20 protein-coding genes are annotated in these 19,903 nt (G+C 72.9%); 14 read left to right on the top strand and 6 right to left on the bottom strand.

Features of this window, described 5'->3' with window-relative positions; all coding sequences use genetic code 11:
• Positions 1-124 precede the first annotated feature (124 nt).
• The 6 genes from OG448_RS24050 to OG448_RS24075 all read left to right on the top strand — a co-directional run bounded on the left by OG448_RS24050 (position 125) and on the right by OG448_RS24075 (position 5,464).
• Complete coding sequence (locus tag OG448_RS24050; protein WP_381072978.1) at positions 125-1,117, top strand: ParA family protein; 993 nt, start codon at positions 125-127, stop codon at positions 1,115-1,117.
• Positions 1,102-1,650 (top strand): hypothetical protein, encoded by a 549-nt coding sequence (locus OG448_RS24055; RefSeq protein ID WP_405556780.1) that lies wholly within the window; start codon positions 1,102-1,104, stop codon positions 1,648-1,650. Before OG448_RS24050 ends, OG448_RS24055 begins: the two co-directional genes overlap by 16 nt.
• Positions 1,651-1,689: 39 nt before the next feature.
• Positions 1,690-2,613: a segregation and condensation protein A gene (locus OG448_RS24060; RefSeq protein WP_405556782.1), complete on the top strand. Its 924-nt coding sequence runs from the start codon at positions 1,690-1,692 to the stop codon at positions 2,611-2,613.
• Positions 2,614-2,678: 65 nt separating this feature from the next.
• The gene (scpB, locus tag OG448_RS24065; protein ID WP_405558922.1) at positions 2,679-3,245 is read left to right on the top strand and encodes an SMC-Scp complex subunit ScpB; all 567 of its coding nucleotides are present in this window, start codon (positions 2,679-2,681) and stop codon (positions 3,243-3,245) included.
• Between the two features lie 13 nt (positions 3,246-3,258).
• Positions 3,259-4,326 carry a pseudouridine synthase gene (locus OG448_RS24070; RefSeq protein WP_405556784.1) on the top strand — a complete coding sequence of 356 codons (1,068 nt, stop codon included), beginning with the start codon at positions 3,259-3,261 and terminating at the stop codon, positions 4,324-4,326.
• Between the two features lie 118 nt (positions 4,327-4,444).
• Positions 4,445-5,464, top strand: a complete 1,020-nt coding sequence (locus OG448_RS24075) for an ADP-ribosylglycohydrolase family protein (protein ID WP_405556786.1) — start codon at positions 4,445-4,447, stop codon at positions 5,462-5,464.
• On the opposite strand, the gene OG448_RS24080 is transcribed toward OG448_RS24075, so the two are convergent.
• Positions 5,461-6,147, bottom strand: coding sequence for a DNA polymerase beta superfamily protein (locus OG448_RS24080; protein ID WP_405556788.1), 687 nt, complete (start codon positions 6,145-6,147; stop codon positions 5,461-5,463). The genes OG448_RS24075 and OG448_RS24080 overlap by 4 nt on opposite strands.
• A 22-nt stretch (positions 6,148-6,169) precedes the next feature.
• A complete protein-coding gene (locus tag OG448_RS24085) occupies positions 6,170-6,613 on the bottom strand; it encodes a Rieske (2Fe-2S) protein (RefSeq protein WP_405556790.1) in 444 nt (147 codons plus the stop codon).
• A 243-nt stretch (positions 6,614-6,856) separates the two neighbouring features.
• Between OG448_RS24085 and OG448_RS24090 the strand changes: the two genes are divergently transcribed.
• From OG448_RS24090 to der, 4 genes are all read left to right on the top strand, one after another.
• Positions 6,857-7,951, top strand: a complete 1,095-nt coding sequence (locus OG448_RS24090; RefSeq protein WP_405556792.1) for a prephenate dehydrogenase — start codon at positions 6,857-6,859, stop codon at positions 7,949-7,951.
• 129 nt (positions 7,952-8,080) lie between these two features.
• Positions 8,081-8,776: a (d)CMP kinase gene (gene cmk, locus OG448_RS24095; protein WP_405556794.1), complete on the top strand. Its 696-nt coding sequence runs from the start codon at positions 8,081-8,083 to the stop codon at positions 8,774-8,776.
• A gap of 62 nt (positions 8,777-8,838) precedes the next feature.
• Positions 8,839-9,441, top strand: a complete 603-nt coding sequence (locus OG448_RS24100; protein ID WP_405558924.1) for a lysophospholipid acyltransferase family protein — start codon at positions 8,839-8,841, stop codon at positions 9,439-9,441.
• Positions 9,442-9,505: 64 nt separating this feature from the next.
• Positions 9,506-10,990 (top strand): ribosome biogenesis GTPase Der, encoded by a 1,485-nt coding sequence (gene der / locus OG448_RS24105; RefSeq protein ID WP_391299626.1) that lies wholly within the window; start codon positions 9,506-9,508, stop codon positions 10,988-10,990.
• Positions 10,991-11,078: 88 nt separating this feature from the next.
• Here the strand turns inward: der and OG448_RS24110 are convergent, their stop codons facing one another.
• The gene (locus OG448_RS24110) at positions 11,079-11,468 is read right to left on the bottom strand and encodes a hypothetical protein (RefSeq protein WP_405556796.1); all 390 of its coding nucleotides are present in this window, start codon (positions 11,466-11,468) and stop codon (positions 11,079-11,081) included.
• Positions 11,469-11,602: 134 nt separating this feature from the next.
• Entirely contained in the window at positions 11,603-12,388 is a 786-nt protein-coding gene (locus OG448_RS24115; RefSeq protein ID WP_405556798.1) for a hypothetical protein, read from the bottom strand.
• A gap of 538 nt (positions 12,389-12,926) precedes the next feature.
• Between OG448_RS24115 and OG448_RS24120 the strand changes: the two genes are divergently transcribed.
• Both OG448_RS24120 and OG448_RS24125 read left to right on the top strand, forming a co-directional pair.
• Positions 12,927-13,610: a transglycosylase family protein gene (locus tag OG448_RS24120; RefSeq protein ID WP_405556800.1), complete on the top strand. Its 684-nt coding sequence runs from the start codon at positions 12,927-12,929 to the stop codon at positions 13,608-13,610.
• Positions 13,611-14,005: 395 nt separating this feature from the next.
• A complete protein-coding gene (locus tag OG448_RS24125) occupies positions 14,006-14,221 on the top strand; it encodes an I78 family peptidase inhibitor (protein WP_031183232.1) in 216 nt (71 codons plus the stop codon).
• Between the two features lie 8 nt (positions 14,222-14,229).
• On the opposite strand, the gene OG448_RS24130 is transcribed toward OG448_RS24125, so the two are convergent.
• Both OG448_RS24130 and OG448_RS24135 read right to left on the bottom strand, forming a co-directional pair.
• Positions 14,230-15,243: a phosphatase PAP2 family protein gene (locus OG448_RS24130; protein ID WP_405556802.1), complete on the bottom strand. Its 1,014-nt coding sequence runs from the start codon at positions 15,241-15,243 to the stop codon at positions 14,230-14,232.
• A gap of 237 nt (positions 15,244-15,480) precedes the next feature.
• On the bottom strand, positions 15,481-16,644 hold the full coding sequence (locus tag OG448_RS24135) for a glycosyltransferase family 39 protein (protein WP_405556804.1): 1,164 nt from the start codon (positions 16,642-16,644) through the stop codon (positions 15,481-15,483).
• Between the two features lie 258 nt (positions 16,645-16,902).
• On the opposite strand from OG448_RS24135, the gene OG448_RS24140 reads away from it, so the two are divergent.
• Together OG448_RS24140 and OG448_RS24145 are read left to right on the top strand one after the other, a co-directional pair.
• Positions 16,903-18,552, top strand: coding sequence for an MFS transporter (locus OG448_RS24140; protein WP_405556806.1), 1,650 nt, complete (start codon positions 16,903-16,905; stop codon positions 18,550-18,552).
• 146 nt (positions 18,553-18,698) lie between these two features.
• Entirely contained in the window at positions 18,699-19,889 is a 1,191-nt protein-coding gene (locus tag OG448_RS24145) for an acyl-CoA dehydrogenase family protein (RefSeq protein WP_405556808.1), read from the top strand.
• Positions 19,890-19,903 lie beyond the last annotated feature (14 nt).

A 19,903-nucleotide genomic window follows, 5' to 3' on the forward strand; every position in this document is an offset into this window, starting at 1 on the left:
GGGTCCCGAGGGACACGAGGCCGTCGGCTCCGTCGCGGTGCGCACCTTCGCAGCCCACCAGAGTCCGGTACCGCAGACGGCCCGGAGAGCACACCAGAGCATGGATGGCCAACACGTGAACGCCATGGCCGGCGACGGAAGTGGCGCGCCCCGCAACCACTTCGCCGACTACGACGAACTGCCCGAGGGGCACTTCTACGACCCCGACGCCGAGTACGAGCCCGATCCGGAGTACGCGGCCACGCTCGCGCCCGACGCGGCCCGCCAGCGCCGTGAGCGCGTCGGCCCGACCGGGCGCCCGCTGCCGTACTTCCCGATCCCGGGCCCGCTGACCGACCACGGCCCCGCGAAGATCATCGCCATGTGCAACCAGAAGGGCGGCGTCGGCAAGACCACGTCGACCATCAACCTGGGCGCGGCGCTCGCGGAGTACGGACGGCGCGTGCTGCTCGTGGACTTCGACCCGCAGGGCGCGCTGTCGGTGGGTCTCGGCGTCAACCCGATGGAGCTGGACCTCACCGTCTACAACCTGCTCATGGAGCGGGGTATGTCGGCCGACGAGGTCCTGCTGAAGACGGCGGTCCCGAACATGGACCTGCTGCCCTCCAACATCGACCTGTCCGCCGCCGAGGTCCAGTTGGTCTCCGAGGTCGCGCGCGAGTCCACGCTCCAGCGCGCACTGAAGCCGCTGATGGACGACTACGACTACATCGTGATCGACTGCCAGCCCTCGCTGGGCCTGCTCACCGTCAACGCGCTGACCGCCGCGCACAAGGTGATCGTGCCGCTGGAGTGCGAGTTCTTCGCGCTGCGCGGTGTGGCCCTGCTGACCGAGACCATCGAGAAGGTCCAGGAGCGGCTCAACCCCGAGCTGGAGCTGGACGGCATCCTGGCCACGATGTACGACTCGCGCACGGTGCACAGCCGCGAGGTGCTGGCCCGGGTGGTTGAGGCGTTCGACGACCACGTCTACCACACCGTCATCGGGCGCACGGTCCGCTTCCCGGAGACCACGGTCGCCGGTGAACCGATCACCACGTACGCCTCCAACTCCGTCGGTGCCGCCGCCTACCGTCAGCTCGCCAGGGAGGTGCTCGCCCGGTGTCACGCCGAGTGAGTCTGCCCGGAGCCGACGAACTGTTCCGCACGACAGGGGGGATGGGGCTCCAGTCCTCCTCGCCCCGGCGCGGGCCCGGCGGAGAGGCGCGGGTCCCCGCGCCGGCGGGGGAGAGCGACCCGGCCGCCGCGGCGCAGGACGCGCCGCAGTCGGTGCCCGCGCAGGGCGGTGACGGCGAGGGGGCCGAGCACACCGCCGCGGTCGGCCCGGAACCCGACGGGTCCGGCGAGTCCCGTATCCGGCCCGCCCGCCGGCAGAACGAGCCGGACGGCTCCGGCGAGCAGCCCCGCAAGCGCGGCCGGGCGGCCGCCCGGCGGCCCAGCGGACGCGAGCGGCACGACGAGAAGATCACCGTGTACGTCTCGGCCGAGGAACTGATGGACCTCGAGCACGCCCGCCTGGTCCTGCGCGGCGAGCACGGCCTCGCCGTCGACCGCGGCCGCATCGTCCGCGAGGCGGTCGCCGTGGTCCTCGCCGACCTGGAGGCCCGCGGGGAAGCCAGCATCCTGGTACGGCGGCTGCGGGGGCGCTAGCCCGTCTTCCCACCGCCCGACCGATAGCCTGCGACCCCCATGAACGCGCACCGCACCGCCACGCCCGGCCCGAGACGCCCACTGGGCCGGGGCCCGGACACCGCACCTCCGGCCCCGGCTCCCGTAGAACCGTCGGAACCGGCTGCGCCCGACGGTGTCTTCAAGGTCCGGCTGGACAACTTCGAGGGCCCCTTCGACCTGCTGCTCCAGCTCATCACCAAGCACAAGCTGGACGTCACCGAGATCGCGCTGTCCAAGGTCACCGACGAGTTCATGGCGCACATCCGGGCCATGGGACCCGACTGGGACCTGGACCGCACCACCGAGTTCCTGGTCGTCGCCGCCACCCTGCTCGACCTCAAGGCCGCCCGGCTGCTGCCCGCCGCCCAGGTCGAGGACGAGGCCGACCTCGCCCTGCTGGAGGCGCGGGACCTGCTCTTCGCCCGGCTGCTCCAGTACCGGGCCTACAAGCGGATCGCGGACATCTTCAACGAGCGGCTGGACGACGAGGCCCTCCGGTACCCCCGTACCGTCGGTCTGGAGCCGGAGCACGCCGAGCTGCTGCCCGAGGTCGTCATCAGCATCGGACCCGAGGGGTTCGCCCGGCTGGCGGTCAAGGCGATGCAGCCGAAGGCCAAGCCGCAGGTGTACGTCGACCACATCCACGCCCCGCTGGTCAGCGTCCAGGAGCAGGCCCGGGTCGTGGTGGCCCGGCTGCGCGAGGCAGGTGAGGCCGACTTCCAGGCGCTGGTGGCCGACACCGACGACACCCTCACCGTCGTCGCCCGCTTCCTCGCCCTGCTGGAGCTGTACCGGGAGAAGGCCGTCGCTCTGGAGCAGGAGACCGCGCTCGGCACCCTGCTGGTCCGCTGGACCGGCGGGGAGACGGCGGCCCCGACGGTCACCGACGAGTTCGACCGGCCCGCGAAGCCCGAAAAGACCCCCGGGGAGCAGAAGACGTGAACCACCAGGCCACGGACGACCGTGTCGCCGCCCTCGACCTCAAGCCCGCCCTGGAGGCCGTCCTGATGGTCGTGGACGAGCCCGCGACCGAGGAACACCTGGCGCGGGTCCTCCAGCGGCCCCGGCGCCGTGTCGCCGAGGCGCTGCGCGAACTGGCCGACGACTACACCGCACAGGGGCGCGGCTTCGAGCTGCGTTTCGTGGCGGGCGGCTGGCGTTTCTACACCCGCGCCGCGTACGCCCCCGCCGTGGAACGCCTCGCGCTGGAGGGCCAGACGGCCCGGCTCACCCAGGCGGCCCTGGAGACCCTCGCGGTCGTCGCGTACCGCCAGCCGGTCGGCCGCAGCCGGGTCTCCGCCGTGCGCGGGGTCAACTGCGACGGCGTGCTGCGGACCCTGCTCCAACGCGGTCTGGTGGCCGAGGCGGGCACGGAACCCGAAACAGGTGCGATCCTGTACGTGACGACGAACTATTTCCTGGAGCGGATGGGCCTGCGCGGCCTGGACGAGCTTCCGGAACTCGCGCCCTTCCTCCCCGAGGCGGAGGCGATCGAGGCGGAGACCCAGGAGGGAGTCCCGTCGTTCGACCCGGACGCGCCCGACGCGGCCGGCGGTCAGGACGCAGACGACTAAGACGGAAACCTTGATGCGAAGCAGCGGCAGCGGCAGGAACAGCGGACGCGGTAACCCCCGCGGCCAGGGCAACGACCGGGACGAGCGCAAGGGGCAGGGCCGCCCCAGCAAGCCCCGTCCGGAGGAGCGCCGCTACGACGTCGGACCCGGCGCCACGAAGGACGGCCCGAAGTCCGGCCGTGGCGGCGCGGCGCGCGGCGGCGCCAAGGGCGGCCCCAAGCAGTCCCAGCAGGTGGGGCGCGGCCGTACGGCGCCCGGCCGCTCGCGTGAGTTCGAGACGCGGGCCGAGGAGCGCAACCGGGAGCGGTACGAGGGCAAGAAGGACGTCAAGCTCCCGAAGACCTTCCCCGGCGCCGAGCAGGACGGCGAGCGGCTCCAGAAGGTGCTGGCCCGCGCGGGCTACGGCTCGCGGCGCGCCTGCGAGGAGCTGATCGAGCAGGCCCGCGTCGAGATCAACGGCGAGATCGTGCTGGAGCAGGGCCGCCGGGTCGACCCGGAGAAGGACGAGGTCAAGGTCGACGGCCTGACCGTCGCGACCCAGTCGTACCAGTTCTTCTCGCTGAACAAGCCCGCCGGCGTGGTCTCCACGATGGAGGACCCCGAGGGCCGCCAGTGCCTCGGGGACTACGTCACCAACCGCGAGACCCGGCTCTTCCACGTGGGCCGGCTCGACACGGAGACCGAGGGCGTCATCCTGCTCACCAACCACGGCGAGCTGGCCCACCGCCTCACCCACCCCAAGTACGGCGTGCGCAAGACGTACCTCGCGCACATCGTCGGCCCGATCCCGCGCGACCTCGGCAAGCGGCTGAAGGACGGCATCCAGCTCGAGGACGGCTGGGCCCGCGCCGACCACTTCCGCGTGGTCGAGCAGACCGGCAAGAACTACCTGGTCGAGGTGACCCTGCACGAGGGCCGCAAGCACATCGTGCGCCGCATGCTGGCCGAGGCGGGCTTCCCCGTCGACAAGCTGGTCCGCGTCTCCTTCGGCCCGATCACCCTCGGCGACCAGAAGTCGGGCTGGCTGCGCCGCCTGTCCAACACCGAGGTCGGCATGCTGATGAAGGAAGTCGACCTCTAGGACGGGGTCTTGCCGCCGGTGACGGTCCGGCTTTATGGTCAACCTGACGATTAGTCGGGGTGGTCATGCGGCCGGACCAACGGGGGCCGGGTCATGGGCGCCCGGAAGGACTTGACCCATGACCACCACGCCCGCGGGCAGGCGCGCCGCCGGTTCCCTGCTCGGACTCGCCCTCGGTGACGCGCTGGGCTTCCCCACCGAGTTCGACGACGTGCCGTCCATCCTCGCCAAGTGCGGACCCTGGCGGGAGATGGAGCTGCCGGGCCGCGCCTTCGTCTCCGACGACACGCAGATGACCCTCGCGCTCGGACGCGGCCTCCGCACGGCCATGGGCCGGGGGTATCTCGCGCCGAAGCGGCTTGAGCGGCCGCTGCGCGAGGAGTTCGTCGACTGGTACCAGTCCCCGGAGAACAACCGCGCCCCCGGCCGCACCTGTCTCACCGCCTGCGCGCTGCTGAAGGAGGAGGGGCGGGCCTGGCAGGAGGCCAGCCAGGTGCACTCCAAGGGGTGCGGCGCCAACATGCGGGTCGCCCCGCTCGGCCTCGCCCCCGGCCTGACCGGCGAACAGCGGGCGGGCGCCGCCCAGTTGCAGTCCGGCCTCACCCACGGCCACCCCACCGCGCTCGCCGCCTCCGACCTCACCGCGCACGCGGTGTGGCTGCTGGCCCAGGGCACCGACCCCGAAGGACTCGTCGGCCGGCTGCGCTCGTACGCCCTCGACAACCGCACCCGGTACCACCACCTCTGGCTCGGTGACCTGTGGCAGCGCGCCGGGGACGCCGGCCCGGAGCAGTTCATCGCGCGCGGCTGGGACGAGTGCCTGGCGATCCTCGGCCGCCTCCAGGAGGCGCTGCGCACGCCCTCCCCGGAGACCGACCCCTGCCTGGCCACCGGCGAGGGCTGGATCGCCGAGGAGGCGCTGGCCACCGGGCTGCTCTGCTTCCTGCTCTTCCCCGGCGACCCCGTCATGGCGCTGCGCCGGGCCGCCTGCACCTCCGGCGACTCCGACTCCATCGCCTGCCTGACCGGCGCCTTCGCGGGCGCCTGGCTGGGCGCGGGCGCCTGGCCGGCGCCCTGGGTGGACCGGGTCGAGCACCGGGACGAACTGCTGGAGCTGGGCGCGCTCTGGGACGCCTAGGCGTATGTGGCCGACGCCTGCCGCGTGCGGTACAGGAAGTCGGCCACCCGGGCTTGGTCCGGCTCCGCCGGGAGCGGGGTGCGGAGCAGTGCCGCGTCGGTCTCCTCCGCCAGCCGGGCCATCCGCGCCTCGATCTCCGCCCAGCCCACGTCGCCCCGCTTCACCGCGAGCAGCGCCTCGCGCTCCTCGCCGACGTCGAGCCGCAGCTCACCGGTGCGCAGCAGGTCGCGTGCGCTGCTCAGCAGCCGGAGCAGATGCATGGCGTGTTTCCAGCGCGGGGCGCCGGTGGTGCGGATGTCGGCGTCCAGCTTGCGGCGCTGGCCGAGGGCATAACCGGTGAAGGTGGCGTGCACCTGGCGGGACAGGAACGCCCCGCGGAGGGAAAGCAGTTCGCGGCCGGTGTCCTCCAGGTGCTCCACCAGCGGGGAGTGCAGGCACTCCAGGATGTTCGGGTTGGCCCGCAGCGCCAGGTCGCAGAAGCGCTCCAGCTCCCAGGAGAACCGCTCCTCGCCCGGCCCCTCGACATGCGTGGGCGGCTTCTCGAACCGCCAGAACAGCGGGGTCGGGGCCAGGAACACGCCCCGCCGGTCGGTGTCACTGGCGTCGGTGGCCAGACCGAAGGCGCGCGAGCCCATGACACAGGCGTAGACGGTGTGGTCGCGGACCAGGTCGGCGGGGCGCATGCGGGGGAGCGTACGCGGGCGGTCAGGCCAGGTGCACCGTGTTTCCGTGCACCATGATCTCCTTGGCGGCCAGCGGCTCGGTGGCCGGGCCGTGCGCGACCGAGCCGTCGGCGATATGGAACTTGCTGCCGTGGCAGGGGCAGTCGACGGTGCCGTCCGCGACCTTGTCGAGGGTGCAGCCCTGGTGCGTGCAGATGGCGGAGAACGCCTTGTACTCGCCCTTCTTGGGCTGCGTCACCACGACCTTCTCCGCGGTGAAGATCTTGCCGCCGCCCTCCGGGATCTCGCTGACGCTCCCCAGCGCCTGCCCGTCGCCGGAGTCGGCGGCGGCCGAGGTCCCGCCGCTGGGGGAGGTGCTGGCGGCGGCCGAGGAGCTGTCGCCGTCGTCGCCGCATCCCACACAGCAGACGGCGAGCGTGGCGGCCCCCGTGGCGAGAAGCGTGCGCCGCGTCGCGGGCTGGGTCATGTCGTCACTCCGTATGTCCAAGAGGCGGAAAAAGGATGGAAAGATCCATACTTCCGGGCATCTTGGCATCGAACACCGCCCGGACGAAGGAGGCGGCAGCGGGTCGGACCGCGCCTCGGCCGAACGGGCGCCCGTCTCACCGCGCGGTCGGCGTGCATCCGGCCCGCCCCGGCTGACTAGGCTGGACGGCACCAGAAGCCGGCCCCGCGCCGGCGCCGCCGCCCCGCGCAAGGACATCGCCCAGTGAGAACCGCACTCGTCATCGGCACCGGGCTGATCGGGACCTCGGCCGCGCTCGCCCTCACCCAGCGGGGCGTCACCGTCCACCTCACCGACCACGACCCCGCGCAGGCCCGTACCGCCGCCGCCCTCGGCGCCGGTACCGACGAGCCGCCGCAGGGCCGGGTCGACCTCGCGCTCGTCGCGGCGCCGCCCGCGCACGTCGCCACCGTCCTCGCCGACGCCATGCGCCGCGACGTCGCGCACGGCTACCTCGACGTGGCCAGCGTCAAGGGCGGCCCGCGCCGCGAACTGGAGGCGCTCGGCCTGGACGAGACCGTCCTCGCCCGCTACCTGGGCACCCACCCCATGTCCGGCCGGGAGAAGTCCGGGCCGCTGGCCGCCACCGCCGACCTCTTCGAGGGCCGCCCCTGGGTGCTCACCCCGACCCGCGACACCGACACCGAGGTGCTGAACCTCGCCCTCGAACTGGTCTCGCACTGCCGGGCCGTGCCGGTCGTCATGGACGCCGACGCCCACGACCGCGCCGTCGCCCTCGTGTCCCACATGCCGCACCTGGTCTCCAGCATGGTCGCCGCCCGGCTGGAGAACGCCGAGGAGTCCGCCGTACGGCTCTGCGGGCAGGGCATCCGCGATGTCACCCGGATCGCCGCCTCCGACCCCCGGATGTGGATCGACATCCTCTCCGCCAACCCCGGCCCGGTCGCCGACCTCCTCACCGACGTCTCCGCCGACCTGGACGAGACCGTGCGCGCGCTGCGCGCCCTGCAGTCCGCCGACGAGGACAAGCGGCGCACCGGCGGCGCCGGGATCGAGGACGTGCTGCGCCGGGGCAACGCCGGCCAGGTCCGGGTCCCCGGCAAGCACGGCTCCGCCCCGCGCGCCTACCAGACCGTCGCCGTCCTCATCGACGACCAGCCCGGCCAGCTCGCCCGCATCTTCGCCGACGCCGGACGGGCCGGGGTCAACATCGAGGACGTCCGCATCGAGCACGCCACCGGACAGCAGGCCGGCCTCGTCCAGCTCATGGTCGAGCCGGGGGCCGCGCCCGTCCTCACCGAGGCGCTGCGCGAGCGCGGCTGGGCGCTCCGGCAGTAGCACGTGGGCCCCGGCGGTCGCACGGCCCACGTGCGTCCGTACGAGTGACCCACACCCAGTAACCTTGTGCGGGGCGCCCTCGCGTCCCGCCACCCCGACCGACACCCTTCACCAGGAAGGTGCCCTCCCGTGGAAAACGGCGCCGCCCCGACCGCAAAGCCCGTGATCGTAGCGATCGACGGCCCCTCCGGCACGGGCAAGTCGAGCACGTCGAAGGCCGTGGCCGCGCAGCTCGGCCTCAGCTACCTGGACACCGGCGCCCAGTACCGGGCCATCACCTGGTGGATGGTGACCAACGGCATCGACCTCGCGGACCCCACCGCGATCGCCGCCGTCGCGGGCAAGCCGGAGATCGTGTCCGGCACCGACCCGCTGGCCCCCACGATCACCGTCGACGGTTTCGACGTCGCCGGGCCGATCCGCACCCAGGACGTGACCTCCAAGGTCAGCGCGGTCAGCGCGGTGCCCGAGGTGCGTACCCGGATCACCGAGCTGCAGCGCTCCATCGCGGCCGGTGCCGAGGAGGGCATCGTGGTCGAGGGCCGGGACATCGGCACCACCGTGCTGCCCGACGCCGACCTGAAGATCTTCCTCACCGCCTCCCCGGAGGCCCGCGCGGCCCGCCGCAGCGGCGAGCTGAAGGGCTCCGACGTCGCCGCCACCCGCGCCGCCCTGATCCAGCGGGACGCGGCCGACTCCAGCCGCAAGACCTCCCCGCTCGCCAAGGCCGGCGACGCGGTCGAGGTCGACACCACCGAGCTGACCCTCGCCCAGGTCATCGAGTGCGTCGTCACCCTGGTCGAGGAGAAGCGGGCCGGGAAGTGAGCCAGAGCGCACCGCCCTCGGAGCGGGGCGCCGAGATCGGGCGGCGCATCGGCGTCGGCCTGATGTACGGCCTGTGGAAGCCGCGCGTGCTGGGTGCCTGGAAGGTGCCCGCCTCCGGCCCGGTGATCCTCGCGGTGAACCACTCCCACAACATCGACGGCCCCATGGTCATGGGCGTGGCGCCCCGGCCGACGCACTTCCTGATCAAGCAGGAGGCGTTCATCGGACCGCTGGACCCCTTCCTGACCGGCATCGGCCAGCTCAAGGTCGACCGCACCACCGCCGACCGCACCGCCATCGGGCGAGCCCTCGGCGTGCTGGAGCAGGGCGGCGTGCTGGGCATCTTCCCGGAGGGCACCCGGGGCGAGGGCGACTTCGCCTCGCTGCGCGCCGGGCTCGCCTATTTCGCGGTGCGCGGCGGGGCGCCGATCGTGCCGGTGGCGGTGCTCGGCAGCGCCGACCGGCCCAGCCGGCTGGTCAAGGCCCTGCCGCCGCTGCGCTCCCGCGTCGACGTGGTCTTCGGAGACCCGTTCGAGGCGGGCGACGGCTCTGGGCGGCGTACGCGCAAGGCGCTGGACGAGGCCACCGAGCGCATCCAGAAGCGGCTCACCGCACACCTGGAAAACGCCAGGCGCCTGACCGGGCGCTGGGCGACACTTGAGTAGTGGAACCGGCCCGAATCGGGCCACTTCCACCGATCACCACGAACGACGACGAGGTACGGACTTCATGAACGACCAGAACCAGCCCGACGGCTCGGCCGCGCACGAGTACGAGCACGGGGCTCTCGGCGACGCCGAGTACGCGGAGTTCATGCAGCTCGCCGCGGAAGAGGGCTTCGACATCGAGGACGTCGAGGGCGCCATCGAGGAGGCGGGCCACGGCCCCCTTCCCGTGCTCGCCGTCGTCGGCCGCCCCAATGTCGGCAAGTCGACCCTGGTGAACCGGATCATCGGCCGCCGTGAGGCGGTCGTCGAGGACAAGCCCGGCGTCACCCGCGACCGCGTCACCTATGAGGCGGAGTGGGCCGGCCGCCGTTTCAAGGTGGTCGACACCGGCGGCTGGGAGCAGGACGTCCTCGGCATCGACGCCTCCGTGGCCGCGCAGGCCGAGTACGCGATCGAGGCCGCCGACGCGGTCGTCTTCGTGGTGGACGCCAAGGTCGGCGCCACCGACACCGACGAGGCCGTGGTCCGGCTGCTGCGCAAGGCCGGCAAGCCGGTCGTGCTGGCCGCCAACAAGGTCGACGGCCTCAGCGGCGAGTCCGACGCGGCCTACCTGTGGTCCCTGGGCCTCGGCGAGCCGCACCCGGTCTCCGCCCTGCACGGCCGCGGCACCGGCGACATGCTGGACGCCGTCCTGGAGGCGCTGCCGGACGCGCCCGCGCAGACCTTCGGTGGCACCGGCGTCGGCGGCCCCCGCCGCATCGCCCTGATCGGCCGTCCGAACGTCGGCAAGTCCTCGCTGCTGAACAAGGTGGCGGGCGAGGAGCGCGTCGTCGTCAACGAGCTGGCGGGCACCACCCGTGACCCGGTCGACGAGATGATCGAGCTGGGCGGCAAGACCTGGAAGTTCGTGGACACCGCCGGTATCCGCAAGCGGGTCCACCTCCAGCAGGGCGCCGACTACTACGCCTCCCTGCGCACGGCCGCCGCCGTGGAGAAGGCGGAGGTCGCGGTCATCCTGATCGACGGCTCCGAGAACATCTCGGTGCAGGACCAGCGCATCGTCACCATGGCCGTCGAGGCCGGCCGCGCGGTCGTCGTCGCCTTCAACAAGTGGGACACCCTCGACGAGGAGCGCCGCTACTACCTCGAGCGCGAGATCGAGACCGAGCTGGGCCAGATCGCCTGGGCCCCGCGCGTCAACGTCTCCGCCCGCACCGGCCGCCACATGGAGAAGCTGGTCCCGGCGATCGAGACCGCGCTCGAAGGCTGGGAGACCCGCGTCCCCACCGGCCGGCTGAACGCCTTCCTCGGCGAGCTGGCCGCCGCCCACCCGCACCCGGTCCGGGGCGGCAAGCAGCCGCGCATCCTGTTCGGCACCCAGGCCGGCACCAAGCCGCCGCGCTTCGTCCTCTTCGCCTCCGGCTTCATCGAGGCGGGCTACCGGCGCTTCATCGAGCGCCGTCTGCGTGAGGAGTTCGGCTTCGAGGGCACCCCGATCCACCTCTCGGTGCGGGTGCGCGAGAAGCGCGGCGCGAAGAAGAAGTAACCGCCACGGCGGAGATACGCACGGCGAAGGGGCGGCCCGGTCTCGGTGGAGACGGGCCGCCCCTTCGCGTGCCGCTTTCGTGTGCCGCTCAGTTGCCCCGGCGCGGGGCCGGGGGGAGCGCCGGAGGGCCTTCGCCGTTCGGCTGGGCCCGGCCGATCGTGCCGATCCGCTGCCACTGGGACTGCTGCCGCGCGCTGTACGCCCCCGCGCTGTAGGCGCTGTAGGAGCTGCTGAACGACCCCGGCCGGTGCCCGCCGAACGAGCCCGTGCTCTGCGGGAGGTTGCCGAAGGCGGTGAAGCCCAGGTTCTCCTCGCCGCTGCGATCCCCGGGCAGCGTACGGAAGGTCTTGACCCACTCCGCGTACAGCGTGTCGTAGATCGGCGTGGACGAGGGCCCGCCGGAGTTCTCCTGCCCGGACCGGGCGACGGGAACGGGGGACAGGGCGGGCCGGCGGGGAGAGGCGTCGTATGGGTGCACGTATGTCCAAACGACGATGCACCCAAAGGGATGCGGCCACGCGGGGGGCTGCCGGGGGTACGCCGGACAGCACGACCGGCCGTGCCGACCCTGGGGGTGGAGGGATGGCACGGCCGGTGTTCGGGGGAGGGGGGTCAGGTGCCGGCGAGGGGGAGGGCGGCGGCGACCAGGCGGCCGTTGGCGGCGGCCTTGTCCAGGGCGTCGCGGAGCAGGTCCTCGCGGGGCTGGCGGCCGATGGAGCCCACCGGGGCCGCGAACATCAGCACCTGCTGGTGCTTGTTGGCGGCGGCCCGCCAGCTGTCGGTGACCTGGAGCGGCTGGTGCGCCTGCCACCAGGCCACCGGCTGGCTGCCGTGCGGGCCCGGCTGGAGCACGGCGTGGAGCTGGCCGACGGCGAGCAGCACCGACCAGCCGTGCAGCACCGGGGGGACGGCGTCGAGCGCGGTCACCGGCATGAAGCCCTGCTCGATGAGGAGGGGGAGGAAGTCGTCGCCGCCCCCGGTGGCGCCGGGGCGCGCGATGGGCGCGGTCGGCTCGACGACGAGCGCCGGGTGCAACTCGCCCTCGATCAGCACCAGTCCGCTGGTCACGCCGAGCACGGCGGGCTCGGGCGTGGTCCGGTGGGGCTGCTCCCCGGGGGCCGTCTCGCCGCCGATGGAGCGGACGGCGCCCTGCAACTGCTCCTCGGTGACCTGCACGACCTGGGAGGGCAGACAGCCCGCGTGGGCGAAGGCGAGGACGGCGGTCTCGTCCCCGATGAACAGGACGGTGCTGGTGCGTTCCTGCTCGGAGTCCCCCGGAGTGCGGCAGGACGTGCAGTCGTAACTGCCCGGAGCGTTCGCTCCGGTGAGCAGCCGGTCGGCTTCTTCGTCGCCGATCTCGGCGCGTACGGCGTCACTGACGTCGAGCATGCGCGGCACGGTGGCTCCCTCGGGATGCGCGCGGTCGGCCGGGTGGCTCCCGGTCGCTGAGCCTTGGGATCGCGGGCTCATGCAGAAGACAACGGGCGTCCTGTGGTGGGGGTCACGCCCCAGGGGGAACGGAATCGAACCGGCCTGCGCGCAGGGTCACTTTCGGCACGGAATCGGCCACTCAACGTCAACTCCGTACACAGTCAAGGAACTTGAATGGGTGATGTGAGTCACAGGTGAACGTCGCCCATGGTCGACAAGTACCGAAATAACCGTATGAAGTGGTTGGCCGGAAATCGCCGATACCGGCGGTAACCGCCAACTGGCCTGCCGCGACGGGGTGTTGTTGAAATGCGGCACCTGTCCTCCTTAGATTTCTTCGCCGTGTGCAACTAGCACCGCTCGGGTAGGTCCGCCGCCCGGCGCCGGGTCCGACAGGGCCGTGGCACCGGTCACCGGTGGACGGGGCGGGCGCGAGGAACCGCGGTCCGACGCGGCGAGACGTGCCCCGCCCAGGGGGAGCCCGGGTTCGTGGAGAGGGAACTGCATGTCCGAGTGTGCCGATACCACCCGTTCGACCGCCCGTAAGGGCCGTACGACGGCCGCCCTCGCCGGGGCCGCGCTGCTCGCCCCGCTGGGGCTGCTGGCAGCCTCCGGAGAGGCGCAGGCGGCGGACAACGGAGTCTGGGACCGCATCGCCCAGTGCGAGAGCGGCGGCAACTGGCACATCAACACCGGCAACGGCTACTACGGCGGGCTCCAGTTCTCCGCCAGTACGTGGCGTGCCTACGGCGGCGGCGCCTACGCCGCCACCGCGGACCAGGCGTCGAGAAGCGCGCAGATCGCCGTGGCGTCCAAGGTCCAGCAGGCCCAGGGCTGGGGCGCCTGGCCGGTCTGCTCCGGCCGCGCCGGGGCCTATGGGTCCGCACCGTCCGGCGCTTCGGCGACGGGCACCGGGACCGACAAGGGCGTGACGAAGAAGTCCGCTCCGACCCGGTCCGCTCCGACCCGGTCCGCCCCGTCGCGGTCCACCCAGGCCCCGCAGCGCCCGGCGACGACCCACGCCGACCGGGGAGCCCAGCGCGGCGGCTACACCGTCCGTCAGGGCGACACGCTGAGCACCATCGCCGCCCGGCACGGGGTGAGCTGGCAGCGGGTCTACGAAGCCAACCGGTCGGTCATCGGGGCCGATCCCGACCTGATCGTGCCGGGGCAGCATCTCGCGCTCTGACGCGAGGCACCGCCTCGACGGCAACGGCCGCCGCCCTCCGGAGGGCGGCGGCCGTTCGCATGTCTGTTCGTGCCGGTGACCCGTGAATTTCCTATGCGGCGTCAGCTCCCCGCCGCGCGCGCCGTATTTCACGGGAAAAACGTTCCGGTCCCGTTCTTGGCCGGTTCCGGTGTGTGGTCCGACGCATTACGACCGTTAATTGGACCCCGCGCCGACCCCCGCAGGAAAATTCTGTTCGATTACCCCGTGAAGGTGAACGGAAACCCCCATACGTGTGACGGAGTACGCGGGTTACGGGCACCGGGAGCTGTGACAGAAGTGTGACCGGGCGGCGCCCCGGCGACCGTCGGGGCGGGTGCCTTCCGTAGTCGGCGCGGGCCGCCTAGCGTGGCCGCATGGCACAGATTCCCGCTCCGCCGCCGGAGCCGCAGGACACCCTGGACAGCTATGTCGGCCTGGCCCCGGAGGAGGCCGACCGGCGCGCCCGGAGCCGGGGCTGGCAGACGGTGCGGGCGCTGCCGCCCGGCGCGATCATCACCATGGAGTACCGCACGGGCCGGCTGAACTTCGAGGTGAAGGACGGCCGGGTCGCCCGCGTCTGGAAGGGCTGACCCGGCCGTCAGGGGCGCGCGGCCTGCGAGGCACCGCGCGGGAGCCGGTCCGCGTGCGGGGGACGGCGGCTGCCCGCCGGGGTGACCGGCGTGCGCTCCGAGCGGGTGGTGTGCGGGCCCGGCGCCAGATGGATCGGCGGCCGGGACCCGCGCGCCGACCCGACCGGTTCCCGCGCCGGGGCGGCCGGCTCGGCGGCCCTGGCCACCGGCTGGAGCGCCACCGGGGCGAGCGGCGCGGCCGGCGCGGGCGCGGTGCGCCGCCAGCGGGCGCGCAGCCGGTCCCGCAGCGCGAACAGCGCGTTCTCGGCCCGGGAGATCAGCGGCTCGAACCAGGGGAGCGCCAGGAGGATCAGCAGCCCGGCGGCCCAGCCCAGCAGCACGTCGCTCAGCCAGTGCGTACCGAGGTAGACGGTGGTGAGGCCGACGCCGAGCGAGGTGATCGCGGAGAGCGCGGACAGCCAGCGGCGCGCCCTCGGCGTGGAGGCCAGATAGGCCAGGATGCCCCAGGTCACGACCGCGTTGGCGGTGTGACCCGAGGGGAATATGTCTCCGCCCAGGCCCATCTCGTTCGAGCCGATCACGGTGGCGTAGTGCGGGCCGAGCCGGCCCATGCCGAGCTTGGCGGCGCCGACCGTGATGTTCAGCAGCAGCAGCGAGGCGGCCAGGGTCAGCAGCGGACGGACCGTGTGCTGCCGCCAGGAACGCCAGCCGAGCCAGGCCGCGACCATCACCGCGGTGGGGCCGCGCTGGCCGAGCACCACGTAGTAGTCGAGGAAGGCGTGGATGCCGGGCCACTGCTGGTAGGGGCGGAAGAACATGACCCGCCAGTCCAGCCGGACCAGCCAGGACGTGGTGATCACGGCCCACACGATCGCCAGGTAGAAGGCCAGGGTCGAGGAGAACAGCACGGCCCGGTGCCGGGACATCCTCGGCACGTCGATATGGGCCGGCCGTTCCGGCTCACGGTCCAGCCTGGCGAACACCCGGTCCAGACGCCGGGTGAGCTTTCGTTCGGTACGCACCCAATCGACGTTACAGCGAGTGAGCTGTGTTCCCGGTCGGTACTGGGGCTTTGTGATGACGATGTGATGTGGGAAACCTCTCAGGAACCGCTTGAATTCCTGAACGTCCGCAATATCGCCGGAGCGCCCCCGTAATTGCCTCGGATCTCGCCGGGAGCGGTTTTATGGCGCTTTTAAATTGGTTCACCGAAAGGTGGCCCCGTATTCGGCGGGCGCTCACCCGGCCCGCCGGGGCCCTCAGGGCGGACCGGAGCCGTTCAGCCACAGGGCGCCGTACACCGCCGCACCGACCGCGAGCGCGGAGACCAGCAGCGCGGCGCGGGCCGGGCGGGCCCGGGCCAGGGCCTCGGCCGGCGGGAACAGCAGGGGGAAAGCGGGCAGCAGCAGCCGGGGCTTGGAGCCGAAGTAGCTCGACGCGCACAGGGCCAGCGCCAGCACGACCCCGCTGTAGACCAGCAGCGCGAGCGGCTGCCCCCGGCGCACCCCGGCCGCGTACAGCCACAGCAGCAGGACGACGCCGATGATCAGGGCGACGCCCGCGAGGGCCGACGGGAACGTGGTGAGCATGCCGCCGACGAAGCGGGCGAAGGCGTACCCGCCGTCGAAGCCGTTGCGCCACCCCGCCTGGACATCGAGGTAGCCGAGCGGGCCGTCCCCGGTGCGGTGGCCCACCCACAGCACATAGGCCGCCGCGCCCAGGGGGGCCAGGGCGGCGCCCAGCACCCGGCGCCACGCGGGGGCGCGCGGGCCGTCCGCGCTCCCGGCTCGCCCGAACGAGGTAACGACCGCCACCCACACCGCGGCGACCACCGCCGCCCCCACCGGCCGGGTCAGTCCCGCCATCGAGGCCAGCAGCCCCGCCGTCACCCACCGCCCGGACAGCACCGCGTACAGCGACCAGGCGGCCAGCGCGGTGAACAGGGACTCGCTGTACGCCATCGACTGCACGACCCCGACCGGCAGCACCGCCCACAGCAGCACCGCGCACACCCCGGCCCGCGCCCCGTACAGCCGGTCCGCCAGCGCGAAGATCCCGCCCGCCGCCACCAGCGAGGCCAGCGCGGAGACGGCGAGTCCCGCGTCCGCGTACGACAGCGGGCTCAGCGTGTGCAGCAGCCGCTCCAGCCAGGGGAGCAGCGGGAAGAAGGCGAGGTCGGAGTGGAGGTCGCCGTTCGGCAGCCGGACCTCGTGGCCGTAGCCCGCCCCGGCGACCCGCGCGTACCAGAGGGAGTCCCAGCGAGCGGAGAGCAGTTTGTGCGCGCTCGTGCCCCGCGCCGCGCTCCACCCGGCCAGCACGACGAGGCCCAGGACCCGGACCCCCGCGTACCCCAGGAGCGCCGGGAGGGCCCGGCGGGGGAGGGAGGTCTCGGGCGGGGCCGCCCGCGTGGCTGTCTCGGTCACGGGCCGATTATCGACGGCCGGACCGGCCGCCCCGTCATCCGCCGGTGACCCCAGGTCGCGAGGTGGCGCACGCCACACCGATCGGGGCACAACCGTGAGAGGTCCGCCACGTGACCTGGGCATGAACTCGCGTACGCTGACGAGCCACCCGCGTGGGTCCGAGCGGGCCGGAGACACCGCTCCTCATCCGGCCGTACGGCGTGGACACCCCCACCCCGCCGACCCGCCGCACGCGAGGATTCTTCTGGGAGGTAGTACATGTCCGGGACGACCACGGCCGCCACAGGGCCGTGCCGTCGGACGGCCGGGGCCGGTACCAACCGCTGGGTCGTCCTCGTCGTCCTCTGTGTCAGCCTGCTGCTCGTCGGCCTCGACGCCACCGTGCTGCACGTGGCGGTCCCCGCCGTCACCGAGGACCTCAGACCCAGCGCGGTCGAACTGCTCTGGATCGTCGACATCTATCCCCTGGTCTGCGCCTCGCTGCTGATCCTCTTCGGCACGCTGGGCGACCGGGTCGGACGCAGACGCGTCCTGCTGCTCGGCTACGCCCTGTTCGGCGTGGCCTCGGCCGTCGCCGCGCTCGCCCACAACGGCGAGACGCTGATCCTGGCCCGCGCGCTGCTCGGCGTCGGCGGCGCCATGATCATGCCCGCCACGCTGTCCATCCTGCGCCAGGTCTTCCCCGACCGGCGCGAGAGGGCGCTCGCCATCGGCATCTGGAGCGCGGTCGCCGCCGTCGGCGCGGCCGTCGGCCCGCTGCTCGGCGGGTTCCTGCTGGAGCACTTCTGGTGGGGCTCGGTCTTCCTGGTCAACATCCCGCTGATGCTGGTGAGCCTGCCCATCGGCCGGATGCTCCTGCCCGAGTCCCGCGGTGAGCGCGACGGCCCCTGGGACATCGTCGGCGCCCTGATGGCGGCGGGCGCCCTCTTCGGCGTCGTCCTCGGCGTCAAGCGGCTCGGCGGCGGCGAGGACGTGACCGGCCCGCTCACCCTGGTACCGCTCCTGGTGGGCGTGGCCCTGCTCGTCCTCTTCGTCCGGCGCCAGTCCAGCCGCGCCCACCCCCTGGTCGACCTGACCATGTTCCGCCGGCCCGCCTTCAGTACCTCGGTGGGCTGCATCGTGCTCGCCATGCTGGCCCTGGTCGGCCTGGAGCTGATCGCCGCGCAGTACCTCCAGCTCGTGCTGGGCCTGTCCCCGCTCCAGACCGGGCTGCGGCTGCTCCCGCTGACCGTCGCGGCGATGGCGGCGGGCCTCGCCGGCGCCCGCGTACTGCGCACCCTCGGGCCGCGCCGGATGGTCTGCGCCGGGTTCGTCCTCACCGCCGTCGCCGTCGTCACGCTCACCGCGATGGGCGGCCACGACAACACCCCACTGCTCCTGACCGGCTTCGTACTGCTCGGCTTCGGTCTGGAGACGACCCTCTTCGGGGCCTACGAGTCCATGCTCAGCGAGGCCCCGGCCGACCGGGCCGGCGGCGCGGCCGCCATCGGCGAGACCTCCTACCAACTGGGCGCCGGCATCGGCATCGCCCTGCTCGGCAGCGTGATGAACGCCGCCTACGCGCCCGCGCTCGACTCGGTGCCCGGCGTCCCCGCCTCCGCCTCCTCGGCCGCGGGCCGCTCACTGGGCGAGGCGTACGAGGTCGCCGCCCGGCTCGGGGGGCCCGCCGGGGCCGCGCTGCGGCACGCCGCCCGCGACTCCTTCGTGCACGGACTGCATGTGACGCTGCTGGTCAGCGCCGGTCTGCTGTTGCTCGGCGCGCTGATGGCGCTCCGGCTGCCCCGGGTCATGAACTGCGCCCCGGAGGGTGCCGGGGTACCGGAGCCGGCTACGGGGAGCCCCGTACCGCTGGCCAAGGGCGAGCTGCCCGCGCCCCGGGCGGCCGGGAAACCGACGGTCTCCGCCTGACCTTCGGCGCGGTCGCTCTGGACGTGCGGCGCGCTCGGCCGTAACGTCGGCCGGGCATACGTAACTAGCGGTGCTAGTTTTTGAGGACAGCACAGTTTCGAGCGTCGCCCAGGTCCAGAGCCGCAGAGTGCCGGAGGGTGTTCCCCATGTCCGCGTCCCCGAAGCCGCCCGCCTTCGACCCCGCCGACCCGCTCGGCCTCGACGACCTCCTCGACCCCGAGGACCTCGCCGTCCGCGACACCGTCCGCTCCTGGGCGGCCGACCGCGTGCTGCCGTATGTGGCCGACTGGTACGAGAAGGGCGAGCTGCCCGGCATCCGGGAGCTGGCCCGTGAACTCGGTTCGATCGGCGCCCTCGGCATGTCCCTGACCGGGTACGGCTGCGCGGGCGCGTCGTCCGTGCAGTACGGCCTGGCCTGCCTGGAGCTGGAGGCCGCCGACTCCGGCATCCGCTCCCTGGTCTCGGTCCAGGGCTCGCTCGCCATGTACGCGATCCACCGGTACGGCAGCGAGGAGCAGAAGAACGAGTGGCTGCCCCGCATGGCCGCCGGCGAGGTGATCGGCTGCTTCGGGCTGACCGAGCCCGACCACGGCTCCGACCCGGCCGGCATGCGTACGTTCGCCAAGCGGGACGGCGACGACTGGGTGCTCAGCGGGCGCAAGATGTGGATCACCAACGGCTCGGTCGCCGGGGTCGCGGTGGTCTGGGCGCGTACCGAGGGCGGCATCCGGGGCTTCGTCGTCCCCACCGACCGGCCCGGCTTCTCCGCGCCGGAGATCAAGCACAAGTGGTCGCTGCGGGCCTCGGTCACCAGTGAACTCGTGCTGGACGACGTACGGCTGCCCGCCGACGCGGTGCTGCCCGGCGTCACCGGGCTGCGCGGACCGCTCGGTTGCCTCTCGCACGCCCGGTACGGCATCGTCTGGGGCTCGATGGGTGCCGCCCGCAGCAGCTTCGAGGCAGCCCTCGACTACGCGCGGACGCGGGAGCAGTTCGGGCGGCCCATCGGGGGCTTCCAGCTCACCCAGGCCAAGCTCGCCGACATGGCGGTCGAACTGCACAAGGGAATCCTGCTCGCCCACCATCTGGGGCGGCGGATGGACGCCGGGCGGCTGCGGCCCGAGCAGATCAGTTTCGGCAAGCTGAACAACGTCCGCGAGGCCATCGAGATCTGCCGGACGGCGCGGACGATCCTCGGCGCCAACGGGATCTCGCTGGAGTATCCCGTGATGCGGCACGCTACGAACCTGGAGTCGGTGCTCACCTACGAGGGCACCGTGGAGATGCACCAGCTCGTGCTGGGCAAGGCGCTCACCGGGCTCGACGCCTTCCGGTGAGCCCCCTGGGGGGG

Origin of the sequence: Streptomyces sp. NBC_01171, from assembly GCF_045039805.1 — a bacterium.
Classification (GTDB): Bacteria; Actinomycetota; Actinomycetes; order Streptomycetales; family Streptomycetaceae; genus Streptomyces.